General features: G+C 41.7%; 14 protein-coding genes. 7 read left to right on the top strand and 7 right to left on the bottom strand.

Annotation, left to right across the window (positions count from 1 at the left end; all coding sequences use genetic code 11):
* Positions 1–20: 20 nt before the first annotated feature.
* Entirely contained in the window at positions 21–1382 is a 1362-nt protein-coding gene (locus tag ACULLG_RS01770) for a DUF5689 domain-containing protein (RefSeq protein ID WP_452125048.1), read from the top strand.
* A gap of 10 nt (positions 1383–1392) precedes the next feature.
* Here ACULLG_RS01770 and ACULLG_RS01765 read toward each other — a convergent pair whose 3' ends face one another.
* Positions 1393–1923 carry a lipid-binding SYLF domain-containing protein gene (locus ACULLG_RS01765; protein WP_452125047.1) on the bottom strand — a complete coding sequence of 177 codons (531 nt, stop codon included), beginning with the start codon at positions 1921–1923 and terminating at the stop codon, positions 1393–1395.
* An 89-nt stretch (positions 1924–2012) separates the two neighbouring features.
* Positions 2013–2624 carry a DinB family protein gene (locus ACULLG_RS01760; protein ID WP_452125046.1) on the bottom strand — a complete coding sequence of 204 codons (612 nt, stop codon included), beginning with the start codon at positions 2622–2624 and terminating at the stop codon, positions 2013–2015.
* 309 nt (positions 2625–2933) lie between these two features.
* Here ACULLG_RS01760 and katG point away from each other — a divergent pair, with 309 nt between their 5' ends.
* From katG to ACULLG_RS01740, 4 genes are all read left to right on the top strand, one after another.
* Positions 2934–5168 carry a catalase/peroxidase HPI gene (gene katG, locus ACULLG_RS01755; RefSeq protein ID WP_452125045.1) on the top strand — a complete coding sequence of 745 codons (2235 nt, stop codon included), beginning with the start codon at positions 2934–2936 and terminating at the stop codon, positions 5166–5168.
* 84 nt (positions 5169–5252) lie between these two features.
* The gene (locus ACULLG_RS01750; protein ID WP_452125044.1) at positions 5253–5738 is read left to right on the top strand and encodes an ankyrin repeat domain-containing protein; all 486 of its coding nucleotides are present in this window, start codon (positions 5253–5255) and stop codon (positions 5736–5738) included.
* The gene (locus ACULLG_RS01745; protein WP_452125043.1) at positions 5738–6361 is read left to right on the top strand and encodes an NUDIX hydrolase; all 624 of its coding nucleotides are present in this window, start codon (positions 5738–5740) and stop codon (positions 6359–6361) included. The genes ACULLG_RS01750 and ACULLG_RS01745 overlap by 1 nt, the downstream gene beginning before the upstream one ends.
* 54 nt (positions 6362–6415) lie before the next feature.
* Positions 6416–7189: an amidohydrolase gene (locus ACULLG_RS01740; RefSeq protein ID WP_452126520.1), complete on the top strand. Its 774-nt coding sequence runs from the start codon at positions 6416–6418 to the stop codon at positions 7187–7189.
* Here the strand turns inward: ACULLG_RS01740 and ACULLG_RS01735 are convergent.
* A complete protein-coding gene (locus ACULLG_RS01735; protein WP_452125042.1) occupies positions 7176–8795 on the bottom strand; it encodes an Ig-like domain-containing protein in 1620 nt (539 codons plus the stop codon). The genes ACULLG_RS01740 and ACULLG_RS01735 overlap by 14 nt on opposite strands.
* 65 nt (positions 8796–8860) lie before the next feature.
* Positions 8861–9556, bottom strand: coding sequence for a ComF family protein (locus ACULLG_RS01730; RefSeq protein WP_452125041.1), 696 nt, complete (start codon positions 9554–9556; stop codon positions 8861–8863).
* 46 nt (positions 9557–9602) lie between these two features.
* Here ACULLG_RS01730 and ACULLG_RS01725 point away from each other — a divergent pair, with 46 nt between their 5' ends.
* Together ACULLG_RS01725 and ACULLG_RS01720 are read left to right on the top strand one after the other, a co-directional pair.
* Positions 9603–10499, top strand: a complete 897-nt coding sequence (locus tag ACULLG_RS01725) for a hypothetical protein (RefSeq protein ID WP_452125040.1) — start codon at positions 9603–9605, stop codon at positions 10497–10499.
* A gap of 36 nt (positions 10500–10535) precedes the next feature.
* Complete coding sequence (locus tag ACULLG_RS01720) at positions 10536–12077, top strand: glycine--tRNA ligase (protein WP_452125039.1); 1542 nt, start codon at positions 10536–10538, stop codon at positions 12075–12077.
* Between the two features lie 10 nt (positions 12078–12087).
* Here ACULLG_RS01720 and ACULLG_RS01715 read toward each other — a convergent pair whose 3' ends face one another.
* The 3 genes from ACULLG_RS01715 to ACULLG_RS01705 all read right to left on the bottom strand — a co-directional run bounded on the left by ACULLG_RS01715 (position 12088) and on the right by ACULLG_RS01705 (position 14928).
* Positions 12088–13755, bottom strand: a complete 1668-nt coding sequence (locus tag ACULLG_RS01715) for a formate--tetrahydrofolate ligase (RefSeq protein WP_452125038.1) — start codon at positions 13753–13755, stop codon at positions 12088–12090.
* 87 nt (positions 13756–13842) lie between these two features.
* Positions 13843–14361, bottom strand: a complete 519-nt coding sequence (locus tag ACULLG_RS01710) for a PaaI family thioesterase (RefSeq protein WP_452125037.1) — start codon at positions 14359–14361, stop codon at positions 13843–13845.
* 6 nt (positions 14362–14367) lie between these two features.
* Positions 14368–14928, bottom strand: coding sequence for a DUF1287 domain-containing protein (locus ACULLG_RS01705; protein WP_452126519.1), 561 nt, complete (start codon positions 14926–14928; stop codon positions 14368–14370).
* Between the last annotated feature and the right edge of the window lie 250 nt (positions 14929–15178).

The following is a 15178-nucleotide window of genomic DNA, read 5'->3' as shown; positions in this document are numbered from 1 at the left end:
TAAAAATCAAAAAGAATAATATGCGAATTGGTAAGAAGATCAGATGGTATTGTATACTGGTAATTGCATGGTCTTGTGTGGAAAATGCAGAGTTTGATGTTCCAAAACAAGACTGTGATTCTAATCTACTGGCGAATACTAGTTTTACGGAATTGGAAAGTTTGTTCACAGGGGAGACCATTCAGATTCAAGAGGATTTGGTCATAGAAGGTTTTGTGATTTCTTCGGACAAGGCCGGAAATTTTTACAATGTCCTTTTCATTCAAGATTTGCCCAATAATCCAACTGCAGGCATTCAATTGGAAATTGAGTTAAGGGAATCCCATCTTTTTTACCCAGTTGGCAACAAGATTTTTATCAAGTTAAAAGGGTTGTTTTTAGGCAAAAGTCGAGAAACATTAAAGCTCGGAGGTACATTTTCTTCCTTCGGAAATGTTTCGGTGGGGAGATTGCCCACGCACAAGGTTAAGCAACATATTTTTAAGGCCTGCGATGCCTTTAATCAATTAAGTACTACCACGATATCAATTCCATCATTGGATAGTGTCGCCTTAAACACCCTTGTTAAAATTGATAGTTTGGAAATTGTGGAAGAACACTTGGGTAATCCATTTGCCATTGAAGGGGAGGACACCGAATATCGGTTAAAAGATTGTGCGGAAAATGAGGTGCTTCTTTTGAACAGTGGCTTTTCTGATTTTCAAACTGAAATTTTGCCGAAGGGCAATGGTTCGGTAACAGGAATATTAAAGAAAGATGGAAAGCAATATCAATTGGTCATTCGTGATTTAGAGGATATGGATTTGGTCAATCAACGTTGTCCGGAAATCATTACTGAATTTACGTCTACCAATATTTTAATTTCCGAATTGGCCGACCCCGATAACAATTCCGGAGCCCGGTTTGTAGAGCTCTTCAATTCAGCTTCCGAACCATTGGATTTGAATAAATGGACCTTGAGGCGCTATACCAATGATAAGACCGAGGTAAGCTCCACCATTGACCTTTCAGGTTTTATTGTAGAAGCGCAAAGTACCCTGGTGATTTCTCCCAATGCCGCTGAGTTTGAATTGGTATATGGTTTTCCACCAGACATGGGCGTCTCCACCAACAGTCCTGCGGATTCCAATGGAGATGATAATTTGGAATTGGTGGACCCTTTTGGGACCGTCATAGACGTATTTGGAATTGTCGGAGAAGATGGTTCCGGTACCAATCATGAGTTTGAGGACGGAAGGGCAATTCGGAGGTTTGAAATTATCAAAGGCAATCCAGTTTACACTTTTTCCGAGTGGACAATACTTAACGATACCGGAGATTCGGGCACCACAAAACTACCCCAAAATGCCCCCGAGGATTTTACTCCGGGGCAAAGGAATTGAGGCTAAAACTTTAAAACGGCTTAAAACTAAACTTTTGCCCACCCACTGAAGCATCGGCCATAAGACCAGCTTTGGGCAATGCAAAAACCGCAACCCCATCTTTGTATTTAGCATTAAATGCGATTCCAGACTTTAAAGCTACTGCGGAGGTTTCTGCGGCAAAAGCGAACTTTCCCTCCTTAAAGCGTTGCAAATCCACCGAGGTTTCAAAGAAAATCACTTCTATTATGGCCTGCCCGCCTGCTTGTAATCCAATATTCAATTTTTTAAGACCGGCCATTCCAATGGTTTTTCCACCTTCATAGACCACACCATTCCCGGATGCACCGCCGATAATAAAACCACCTTTTCCTACATTAGGAAATAGTACATAGCCAGCGGAATTATCAAAGAATCGCTCCAGCCCCGAATCGGCCTTTAAAAGTGTCTTCTTGGCCTTTTTGGCATCGTTCATTATTTTTCTGTCCTTCTTGTTTTGGGCAAAGGTTGCCGAAGTGGCAAACATCAAACAAATCATTACCAGCAATCTACCTTTTTTCATATAATCTCTTCTTTATAAAGTACAGCTAAAATTAAAAAATAAACCCCTTCCAATACGGAAAGGGTTTGCCAATAAATGTTAACACTTACCTATTTCCCCTTTGGGAAAAGCTTGTGCGCCATAATTTCTTTCATTTGGTTTACATGTCGCTCCGTATGACCAGACATAAAGAGTACAACTTGAAGTCCATCAACTGTTCCGAAGGGGAGATCAGAATTGTAGCGATTCCTTAAATCGTCATCCGTGGTTTTAATGTAGTTGATATGTTCATCTCTTTTGGCGATAAAAGCTTGAACGGTCGCCTCGTGCGAACCAAACTTTCCAGATGGTTCAAAAGGTTCACGCGTCTTAACTTTTTTTGATCTGTCCGAAATAATCCCCAAGAGTTGGTCATCCTTGAATTTTACAGAATCCTTAAGTGCAGGGTTCGGACCTGCCGCAACGGTTTTTTGGATCAATCCACCAAAGGCATTTTCGGAGATGGTCAGGTGCTCAACACATTCTGAGATGGACCAAGAACCTTCTTCCGATTTAAAGTTCAATTGTTCTTCGGAAAGACCACGGAGCACTTTGGACATTTCATCACGTGTTTTTTCCAAATGATTTACTGCCATTTTACGATCATCATCTGATAGTTTAAACGTATCCATGCCGAAGCTAAAAAGAACCAAGGCAATCAGGGGTAAAATCAATTTTTTCATTACTGCTAAAGTTTAAATTAAATTGTATAAGCTATAGTTACTGTGTACTGACGTTTAGAAAACTTCAAATTGGACATTGGTAAAATCATACCTTAAAGGTCCGACTTCAAAGTTAATGTAAATTTACACCATAAAAGGGGGCATATGTGCCAAAATAAATGTGGATTTCCGCTAAAGGTTCGGTTTTTGAAAGAATAGAATAGATTATGTTTATTTTTTTATAATGTTTTAATATGAATTATCTATTATAAAATAGGATGTTTGCTTAATTTTATTGAGGTTAAAAAAATAATAAAACACTATACGATCATGAGTAAAAAATCAGCAACTTCAGCCGAAGGCCAAAATGCAAATGGAGAGAGCAAGTGCCCATTTATGACCGGAGCCCTAAAACATGGAGCAGGGGGAGGAACTTCAAACCGGGATTGGTGGCCAAACCAATTACCACTGAATATTCTGCGTCAACATTCTTCACTTTCAAACCCAATGGATGAAGATTTCAATTATGCAGAAGAATTCAAATCTTTGGATTTGGACTCCATTAAAAAAGACCTATATGAGTTAATGACAGATTCGCAAGATTGGTGGCCCGCAGATTATGGTCATTATGGACCGTTTTTTATTCGTATGGCGTGGCACAGTGCAGGAACGTACCGTATTGCAGATGGAAGAGGTGGAGCTGGTTCAGGAACCCAACGGTTTGCACCCTTGAACAGCTGGCCCGATAATGCGAATCTGGATAAGGCACGTTTATTATTATGGCCAATCAAACAGAAATATGGCAAGAAAATTTCCTGGGCAGATCTGATGATTCTTGCAGGGAATTGCGCTTTGGAATCCATGGGATTCAAAACCTTCGGTTTTGGTGGAGGGCGTGAAGACGTTTGGGAACCTGAGGAGGACATTTACTGGGGAGCAGAAACAGAATGGTTGGGTGACAAACGCTATGAGGGTGACCGTGAACTTGAAAATCCGTTGGGAGCCGTTCAAATGGGATTGATCTATGTAAATCCGGAAGGACCAAACGGGAACCCGGATCCAGTTGCCGCCGCACACGACATTCGTGAAACCTTTGGTAGGATGGCAATGAACGATGAGGAAACCGTTGCATTGATTGCTGGTGGACATACCTTTGGTAAAACACACGGTGCTGCGGATCCTGGTAAATATGTAGAACGCGAGCCTGCCGCTGCCGGAATAACTGAACAAAGCCAGGGATGGAAGAATAATTTTGGAAAAGGTAATGCCGGAGATACCATTACAAGCGGATTGGAAGGAGCTTGGACCACAACTCCTACCAAATGGAGCAACAACTTTTTCTGGAATTTGTTCGGATACGAATGGGAGTTGACAAAAAGCCCCGCTGGAGCCCACCAATGGATTCCAAAGCATGGTGCAGGGGCGAATAGCGTGCCAGATGCGCATGATTCATCAAAAAGACATACACCTATAATGTTGACTACGGATTTGTCTTTACGCGAGGATCCAGCTTATGAAAAAATATCAAGACGTTTTCATGAAAATCCGGATGAGTTTGCCGATGCCTTTGCAAGGGCTTGGTATAAATTGACACATCGTGATATGGGACCCATTTCAAGATATTTGGGGTCAGAAGTACCGTCAGAACAATTGATCTGGCAAGACCCAATTCCAATAGTTGATCACGATTTGATCAATGAAGAAGATGCTTCTGCATTAAAGCAGAACATTTTGGCTTCGGGACTTTCAGTTGCTGAATTGGTGGGTACAGCTTGGGCTTCGGCCTCTACCTTCCGTGGCTCGGATAAAAGAGGGGGCGCCAATGGAGCCCGAATCAGACTTGCTCCCCAGAAAGATTGGGAAGTGAACAATCCGGAGCAACTTGCAAAAGTGTTGGATACTTTGGAGCGAATCCAGGGAGAGTTCAACAGCAATCAATCCGGTAAAAAAGTTTCCATGGCCGATTTAATTGTGCTTGGAGGAAATGCCGGAATTGAGCAGGCGGCCAAGAACGCAGGTAAAAACATTTCCGTTTCATTCACACCTGGAAGAGGTGACGCCACACAAGAACAGACGGATGTTGAATCAGTAGCTGTTTTGGAACCTAAAGCCGATGCATTCAGAAATTATATGAAATCGAAATACACAGTATCAGCAGAGGAAATGTTGATTGACCAAGCGCAATTATTGACCTTGACCGCTCCTGAAATGACCGTGTTGCTTGGCGGACTTCGGGTACTCGACATTAATCATGAACAATCCCAGCATGGGGTATTCACCGAAAGAGTCGGTTCCCTTACCAATGACTTCTTTGTGAATTTGTTGGATCTTAGTACCAAATGGGAAGCATCTTCAGAAGATGAAACCGTTTTTGCAGGCCGTGACCGTGTCTCTGGCGAAGTGAAATGGGCTGGTACCCGAGCTGACCTTATTTTTGGTTCCAATACTGAACTTAGGGCCATTGCCGAAGTTTATGGAAGCAACGATGCCGGCGACCGTTTTCTGAACGATTTCGTATCAGCATGGACCAAGGTTATGAATCTAGATCGTTTCGATTTAGCATAAAGCATAGAAAAAGAAAATTAACTATCAACAACTGTCACTTCCTGCAAAGGTTGTGGCAGTTTTTTTATAACTTTCCGTAAGATTATGAGTAAAAAGGAAGACTTCTTCAATGCAATTAGAAATGGTGATGTAGAGACAACCACCAAATTTCTGGAATCAGACAAGGCATTATTGGAAACCAAAGACGAACGGGGCTCTACGCCATTAATTTTGGCCACTTACTACAATCATGAAAACATAACCGCCCTTTTATTGGAAAAAGGAGCAAATATTGATGCGCAAGATGGGTCGGGGAACACTGCGCTAATGGGAGTTTGTTTTAAAGGATTTAATAAACTAGCGAAATTGCTTCTTAACGCTGGCGCAGATGTCAACCATATAAATGCTATGGGAGCAACCTGTTTGATCTATGCGGCTACATTTAACAGAGTTGAAATCGCGCAGTTGCTATTGGAGCATCAAGCCGATATATCAATAAAAGATGCTCGGGGAAATACCGCGATGGATCATGCCAAAATGCAAGGGACTAAACCTTTGATAGAACTTTTTCAGAAAAGCCAAAAATCGTAATGGATTCAAAAGAACAACTGAACCTGATTAAGCGTATAAAGGCAATTTCAGAAACTGGTTTGGTGTATGCACAAGACCTTTATGATCGTGAGCGTTATGAAGAACTACAACAGATCAGTTTAAGATTGATGTCCAATATTGGGGATACCTCAATAGAAGTTTTACAGGAATTCTTTATACCACAGGATGATTATCCCACTCCAAAAGTTGATGTTCGTGGTTTTGTACTGAACGAAAAAGATGAAATCTTAATGGCGAGGGAGAGTATAGATGGCAAATGGACCATTCCAGGAGGGTGGGCGGATATTGGCAGTACACCCTCGGAAATTGCTATCAAAGAAGTGGAAGAAGAAACCGGCTTAAAGGTTGAGGTGGTAAAACTACTTGCTGTATATGATAAACAAGTGCATCCACATCCACCAGAACCTTACTACATATACAAGCTCAATTTCTTATGTAAAATTGTTGGTGGAGAACTTAGTCCTGGCTTTGATATGTTGGGGGCCGACTTTTTTGCTTTGGACAATTTACCCGAACTTTCCGAAGAACGAATTTTAGAAAGTCAATTAAAGCATTTATATGAATTGGCGAAATCGTCAGCTTCTAATGTTTATTTTGATTGATATTACTTTAAATTGTCATGCTGAGCTCGTCGAAGCATGTTTTTAGTGGAAGCCATGAATCAAAAATTAAAAATAGCCTTGATCCAATCCCGTTTAATTTGGGAGGACCCGGTAGCCAACAGAAAATTATTTGACGAAAAAATTGCGGGTATTTCAGGAGGGCTGGATTTAATTGTACTCCCAGAAATGTTTTCCACGGGCTTCACTATGAATCCAGAAAATATTGACCCGGAAGAGGGCATAAAAACGGTAAAGTGGATGCAGGCAAAAGCAAGGGAGAAGAATGCTGCAATAATTGGAAGCATTGTTTTCTTTGAAGAAGGTAAAAACCACAACCGTTTGTTTTTTGTTCATCCTGAAGGAGAAAGCATGCATTATGACAAAAAACATTCCTTCACCTTGGCCGGAGAAGACAAAGTCTTTAAAGCTGGAAATTCCAAATTAATAGTGGAATATCGAGGTTTCAAATTATGTCCCTTGATTTGTTATGATCTTAGATTTCCCGTCTGGGCGCGAAATGTGGAAAATTATGATGCTTTGATCTATGTGGCCAATTGGCCGAGACCCAGGGTTCAAGCGTGGGACACCTTGTTAAAAGCACGTGCAATAGAGAATATGGCTTATTGTGTTGGCGTAAATCGTATTGGTAAGGATGGATTGGGCTATGAATATTCAGGCCACTCTGCAGTTTATGACGTTCTTGGAAATCAATTGGCCTATTCAGAAAATGAAGAAATCCTATATGCAACTTTGGATAAGGAACATATCATTTCAACCAGAGAAAAGCTACGGTTTTTGGAAGATAGAGATCATTTTAGTCTGAAATAACAAAAGTCTGCTCCAATTCCCAGTTGGCCCGAACATCAATAACATCAGGATAATAACTTACCTTTTCGGGCTGTCTTTTGTTCAAATAGCTGCCCGTGTCCCAGATGCCATTTCCATTTTCGTCAAAAATGACCCGAATTACATAGTTGCTGGGATCAAGATTATTGAATTCAAACTGTTGGGGCTGCTGGGCAAAAAGCTCGCGTTTTATTTCGCCTGCTTCATCGGTTAGTTGAACAATAAGCGGGTAACGCACCGCCCCACCCACATTTATGCGTAGATTCCCATAGTCGGCATAACCTTGGGTAGAAAACCGATAGTTGAGGGAATCGTTTTGCATGCCAAAAAAGTCGGTAAAGGCCCCAGGTAACAACTCAAAAGAATAGCTTTGGTTGGGTTCAATGGTAAAATCAAAGTCAACTTTGTTCTCAAGGGTATCCAATGAAAATGAAAATGGTGAGCTTATGGAATCCTTAATAAAAAGCGCAATTTTGCTGGAATCCAATTCGGTAATAGGTGTGTTGGCCAAAATGCTAAACGTATCTTCAAATCCAAAAGACCTTCCAATACTTGTGCTCAAGAGCAAAGAATCCAAAGGAAGTTTTCTGGTTTTTACTGTAAATGTATCGATCTGTTCCAATTTTGAATTGGTCACCGTAAAAATTATGGAATCGATATCTGTGGGTTGCAACCAGTAATCCAGTGTATCTTTTTCCCTATCCTTTAAAATTACTGTTTGCACGGAATCAGGAAGCGGGGTCAACGCAGTTATTTCAATATCTTTATGTTCGCCCTGGTATCCGAAAATGATACGGTTTTTGGCCACATAACTTGGTACGGATATGCTATAATCCGGAAGCTCTTGAAAAAGATTGAGCAGGTAAATGGAATCTGTTGGGATTGTAATCGTGTCCTGCAAAAAACCAATTTTATCCTGCCGTTGATCAAACATATTGTTTTTGTTGATGTCTTTAACTGCAATCAAACTGTACTTCCCTGCCTTTAAGTTTTTTAGTTCAAAAAACGGAACACTATCCAACGTATTGGTGATATAATTGGGAGGGCTTTTATATATGGTGGAATCGGTGTAAGCCGTATCTAGTTCGTAAAGCATCACGCTTACAAATTGATCGGCCTTTCGATTTAAAGCATCCTTGACCGCTCCAGAAAGCGTTAAGGAATCGATATAATCGCCTGTGGAGAACACATAGGACAAAAAACTGTTTGGATTTCCCTCATTATTATCAGTAATACTCTGTCCAAAATTTAAGGTGTAGGTGGTGTTTTCCTTTAGGGTGTCCTTGATGACCACCTGAATATATTTGCTGGCACCACCTAAAGGTGTTACCTCTGGTGGATATTTTAGCGGAGGGGAAACGATCAACTGATTTTGGACATCCTTGAGTTTGATGAACTCATCAAAATACAATCGAATCTCTTTTGCTTCAAAGTTGGTGGAAAAATTCTCAGGTTCAGTCCTTAACAAAACTGGAGGAGTCACATCTTTTGGTCCGCCGGTGGGAGTTCCTCTTTTGGCACATTGCCAAAGCGCCAAACCCATTAAAAAAAGAAAGGATAAACTCAACAGTTTTTTAAAGTACCGCATTGAAAAACAAGTGTTGGGCAAAGAAACAACTAATTTAAAAATTGAAACCAAGGATTTATAGAATTTTAACCCTTGGGCACCACCGCCATGCTCAGTACAGAAACGGAAATTGGGCCCAGGGAATGCAATTTTTTTGCACAGGCTTCCACAGTGGCTCCAGTTGTAATAACATCGTCTACCAACAAAATATGTTGAAAGCCTCTCTTGGTATTGGCATTTACCTCAAAGACTTCTTGGGCGTTTTCCCATCGTAAAAGCCTACCTTTTTTGGTCTGGGTTTTAGTGTTGTTCACTTTTACCAATATATCATCACGGTATTCCGCTTGGATTGCTTCCGAAATGCGCTTCGCGAACAGGGTAACTTGGTTATAACCACGCTTCTTTTGTTTCTTGGGATGAAGTGGAACTGGAACGACCACATCAACCGATTTAAGATTTTCCTCCTCTTCCAAATAAGAACCAAACCATTCCCCCAAAAAATCCCCAACGGTCTCCTGATTCTTGTACTTCAGATAATGCAACAGTTCCTTTACGGCCCCTTTTTTAGAAAAATACAGGAAAGAAACCGCCTTTTTTATAGGAATCCTCCCATAAAATATGCGGTCTACCGCGTTTTCATCAGTAAAGTTATAATCGGTGAGTGGCATTTCATGTCGACAAACGGTACACAACACGTTTTCTCCTCTGGATAATTGCGCATTACATCCAAAACATACCTTTGGCAATAGTATGGTGTTAATCTCGTTTAGTATCTTAGCCAACTTATCGATCAAGTCTTATACGCGTTACAGAAGCCGAATTGACCCCATGGATGCCCAAGATAACAATTTCAACTACAAGATCATCTTTGCAGCGCTTGTTGCAGTGATCGTGGGCATTCTCATTGCTTTTTACTACAGTTATGCGCAGTCCCAAAACCAAATGACCTTTTTGGAACAGGAAAAGTCATTATTGGTAAAGGACTTGACCTTGATGAAGGCCGAAGTAGATCGTTTGTCGGGGCTTAACGAGGTAAATGAAATTGAACTCCAGACATCCCGCTTCAGGGTTCAGGAACTGCTTGATTCTGTGGGTCGATTAAACTTTAGTTTAACCAAGCTGAAGGAAACCCGAAAAGAACTTAGAACTTTAGAGATTAGGTTTGATAGTTTAAAACTCAAAAACAATTTTCTTCGGTATAACAATAGCTTGTTGGCCAACCGATTTGAAGAAACCCGAAAACAGCTTGAAGATGCCAAGGGAAGAGCCAGCTCTATGGAGCAAACCGAATCTTTGCTGCGTGAAACCAATAGGGAATTGGCAAGGGAACTAAAAATAAAAAGCTACCTAAAACTCCAAGATGCAGAAGGGAGCGGTTTTAGACTAAGGGCAGGAAGGCCTTTAAAAACAAACAAAGCTTCCACAATTGAAAAACTAAGGGGCTGTGTTACCATTCTTGCCAATCCAGGTGAGGAAGGTGATGTAAAAGTACTCTACCTACAATTTTTAGACCCCAATATGGCGGTTATCGAGGATAATGCAAGTACTATTTCGGTAAGTGGAAACACGTATAGTAAAAAAGTTGAAATCATCTACACAGGAAAAGAAATTAGCGTTTGTGATGCCATAACCGTACCAGAAGGGTCACTTTCCGAAGGTATCTACACCCTAAATGTGTTCGAAGACGAAAGATTGCTGGCTTCCACCGAATTTCAGCTGAAATAGCACTTTTCTTTTTGGGCAAAATTCTATTTTTGCGCAATGGCAAATCAAGAAGACATTTTTAAGAAGGTTATCTCCCATGCAAAGGAGTATGGATATGTATTCCAATCCAGTGAGATTTATGACGGACTCAGTGCTGTTTACGACTATGCCCAGAATGGAGCAGAGCTAAAGAAGAACATTCGAGAATATTGGTGGCAAGCCATGGTGCAGCTCAATGACAATATTGTTGGAATTGATGCGGCCATTTTTATGCACCCCACCACTTGGAAAGCTTCCGGTCACGTAGATGCCTTCAATGACCCATTGATTGACAACAAAGATTCCAAAAAAAGATACCGTGCCGATGTTTTGGTGGAAGACCACGTTGCCAAAATTGAAGCTAAAATAGATAAGGAAGTCAAGAAGGCTTCCAAGCGCTTTGGAGATAGTTTTGACAAGGAGCAATTCTTGGCGACCAACCAACGTGTTTTGGATTATCAAGCAAAGGGTGATGGAATTCTTAAACGACTGGGCAAATCTTTGGAAAATGAAGATTTGGCTGACGTAAAGGCCTTGATTGAAGAACTGGAAATTGCTTGCCCACTTTCAGGATCTAAAAACTGGACGGATGTAAAACAGTTCAATTTGATGTTCGGGACAAAGTTGGGAGCTTCAGCAGATTCCGCCATGGATCTGTATTTAAGACCAGAGACCGCCCAGGGAATTTTCGTCAACTTTTTGAACGTACAGAAAACTGGACGTATGAAAATCCCGTTTGGAATTGCCCAAACCGGAAAAGCGTTCCGTAATGAGATTGTGGCCCGTCAGTTCATCTTCCGTATGCGTGAGTTTGAACAAATGGAAATGCAATACTTCATCAAACCTGGTACCCAGCAAGAGTGGTACGAAAAATGGAAGGAAAAACGATTAAAGTGGCACCTTTCTCTAGGAATGGGAGAAGACAATTATCGCTTCCATGATCATGAAAAATTGGCTCACTACGCCGATGCCGCTGCCGATATTGAATTCAAGTTTCCATTTGGCTTTAAAGAACTGGAAGGAATCCATTCCCGTACCGATTTTGATTTGAGTCAGCACGAAGAATTTTCAGGTAAAAAATTGCAGTATTTCGACCCAGAGGAAAACAAGAGCTACGTACCATATGTACTCGAAACTTCTATAGGTCTAGATCGTATGTTCTTGGCTGTTTTTTCAAACTCCTTAAAAGAAGAGGAATTGGAAAATGGCACTACCCGAACCGTACTTAAGCTTCCAGCAGTGTTGGCACCAACAAAAGCTGCGGTTTTACCATTGCTAAAACGTGATGGCCTTCCTGAAGTAGCCCATAAGCTTATTGATGATTTGAAATGGGATTTTAACGTCATCTATGATGAAAAGGATGCCGTGGGTCGTCGTTACCGACGTCAAGATGCTGCAGGCACACCTTTCTGTATTACGGTTGACCATCAAACTTTGGAAGATGACACCGTTACCATTCGTCATCGCGATACCATGGAGCAACAACGTGTAAAGTTGGATGAGGTCAAAGAAATCATCTCCAAAGAGGTGGATATGCGTTATTGGTTACAGAAAATCTAAACCTTCGAATTCAGAATAGGCCAGTAATCTCACCAGCATCATTTACGTCTATCCCTTCGGATGAAGGATGGGCTGGCAACCCTGGCATACGCATAATATCTCCGGTAATGGGTACTAAAAATCCAGCGCCAACAGCGATTTCGATTTCCCGAACGGTGATGATAAAGTCTTTTGGCCGTCCCAACAGTTTGGGATTGTCCGAAAGGGATTTTTGGGTTTTTGCAATACAGACTGGCAAATGATCCAATCCCAAATTCGCTATTTTTCTAAGATGCGCTTTGGCTTTTGAAGTATAATCCACATGTTCGGCCCCATAGATTTCTGTGGCAATGGTGGCAATTTTATCCATGACACTCGACTCCCATTTGTACAAGGGTTTAAAATCTGAAGCGCCAGATTCCACAACATCAATTACATGTTGGGCCAACTCTTCCGCACCTTCTCCACCTTTGGCCCAAACCTCGGCCAAGGCCACCCGAACGCCTTTGGATGCTGCCAATTCTTTGATCACCTCAATTTCTTCATCGGTATCCGAAACAAACCTGTTGATAGAAATAACGGGAACCACATTGAACTTGGCAATGTTCTCCAAATGCTTTTCCAAATTGGGCAATCCCTTTTTAAGGGCCTCCACATTGGGCTCCGTTAAGGATTTTAAGTCAGCTCCGCCATGGTATTTTAATGCGCGAATGGTAGCGGTAAGCACAACTGCCTTTGGCTTCAATCCGGCACTTTGACATTTAATATCGAAGAATTTCTCTGCTCCTAAATCGAATCCAAAACCAGCTTCGGTAACCGTATAATCGGAATATGTCATCCCCATTCGGGTTGCAATCACAGAGTTGGTTCCTTGCGCAATATTGGCAAAGGGCCCACCATGAATAATGGCCGGATTCCCTTCCATGGTCTGCACCAGATTTGGCTTGATGGCATCTTTCAACAGCGCGGCCATAGCACCCTCCGCGTTTAGATCCCGTGCATAAATAGGTTCCTTGTCAAAAGTATAGCCAATGAAAATACTTCCCAGTCGCTTTTTTAGGTCACTTAGGTTTTCAGCCAAACAGAGAATCGCCATAATTTCGGAAGCAGCGGTAATATCAAACCCGGTTTCCCGTGGGATACCCGAAGTAGTTCCGCCCAATCCAACGATTACATGACGCAACGAACGATCGTTCATATCCATCACCCGTTTCCAACCAATAGTTCTTGGGTCAAGGCGTAACGACCTTGTTTTGCTTTGGATGTTATTATCGATTACCGCAGACAATAGGTTATGCGCCTTTTCAATAGCGGCAAAATCCCCGGTAAAGTGAAGGTTGATATCCTCCATTGGGAGTACCTGTGAATATCCGCCCCCTGTGGCACCACCTTTAATGCCAAAAACAGGACCCAAAGAGGGTTCACGAAGCACAACGGTTGTTTTCTTGCCCAACCTGTTTAATCCTTCGGTCAAGCCGATGGACATGGTGGTCTTACCCTCCCCGGCCGGGGTCGGTGAAATGGCCGATACCAAAATAAGATTGCTCTTTTCCCCTTTGTTCTTATCAATGGCTTGCAACGGTAATTTGGCCTTGTACTTGCCATACATTTCTATGGAATCGGGGTCTACTCCAAATTTTTCTGCAATGTTCGAAATAGGTTGTAGCGTAACGCCTTTGGCAATTTCCAAATCGGTCATGGGTTGTTGTTTTGAATTAGTCGGAACGGAACAAAATTGTTCCGTGTTAGCTTGTACAATATACTACAATCGGAACAGTTTTCAAGATCATTTTCTGGCCCTTTTTTGTTTAAAATAGGCCTTGTCCGCAATGTAAATGATCTTCTTGATCTGACAGAATACCTTACTTTGGTCCTTGTTGGTGAGATCAGTAGTTTTTATGATTTCCAATTCATTTTGTTGCGCCACTTTCGCCTTGATTTCTTCCAACTCTTCTATGGTATAACGGAACTCTGCATAAAGGGTTTCCTTGGCAGGGCGTTTAAAGAAAATCTCTGCGGATTTATCCCAAACCACATAGTCAGGACCTAATAGATTGATGAGCTGTACCATGGGAATGGGATCAGCGGCCGAAAACATACTACCTCCAAAAATGGTGTTTACATAGTTTCGATTTTTGTAGGTAATGGGAAGTTTCATTGTTATTGTCAACAGATCTTCAGAAATAAAAGTGATTCTGCCAGTGCTACGTCGATACATGGGAGACAGATTGAACCCGTATTTGAGCAGCACATTCTTTTTAAAGAATTTGGCACCGAAATCCATCAAGGTTTGGTACAAAGACATAGTGAGTTAGTTTGAGATTTCGGGTTTGTAGGTATAATGCCCAATAATTTTAAAATCGAAAAGAATATCTTCCATCACCTGTCCACGACCAATGTTATGGACAATCAAATGTCGTTTTCCATCCCGCGATTTTTTATCCACCACAATACCGATATGGGTGATGGCACCGCCCAAGTTCCAGCAGACCACATCCCCGGGAAGGTAATCTTTCGCATTGTCGGTAATAGGTTTTTCAGCACCTTGACGCTTAAAATAGGTCATCAAATTGGGAACACGGCGATGGTCTATATTGGTATCGGTTCGGGAAAGGCCCCAAATGTTCGGATAAACACTGAAATTGGCCTTCATATCTTCATGCACCTCTTTTTGAAGGTCCACCCCCATTTTTCGGTAGGCACGTATGACCACATCGGTACAAACACCTTTGCCTTCTGGCACATCGCCATTAGGGTAGGGAATGGAAAAATAACTGCCATCGTAAGTCACCTGTTGTTGGGTGAGTTCAAGAGCAGCCTCTACCAAATCTTCCGAGGACACGGTAGTTTGCGACCACATAAATTGGTGCATCAACAAAACAAGAATAACTAAACGATAAACCTTCTGCATTGGACTAAGATAGCTCGATCTGATAAAACTGTCTGTTCGAGTGCTTCGCCGAAGGAGGAGTGTATCGAGAACCTATTGTAAAAACATCTCGATACAAATTTTCTCTCCAAAGGTCGAGAAAATCCACTCGATGTGACGGAGACCTTAACTGTAGCATAGTCACACTGAGCCTGTCGAAGTGTGTAGAAAGTATTGAGGTGTCAATCCTTCG

The sequence above is a fragment of the Flagellimonas sp. 2504JD1-5 genome (assembly GCF_053618295.1).
This window is presented reverse-complemented; position numbering and strand designations above follow the sequence as displayed.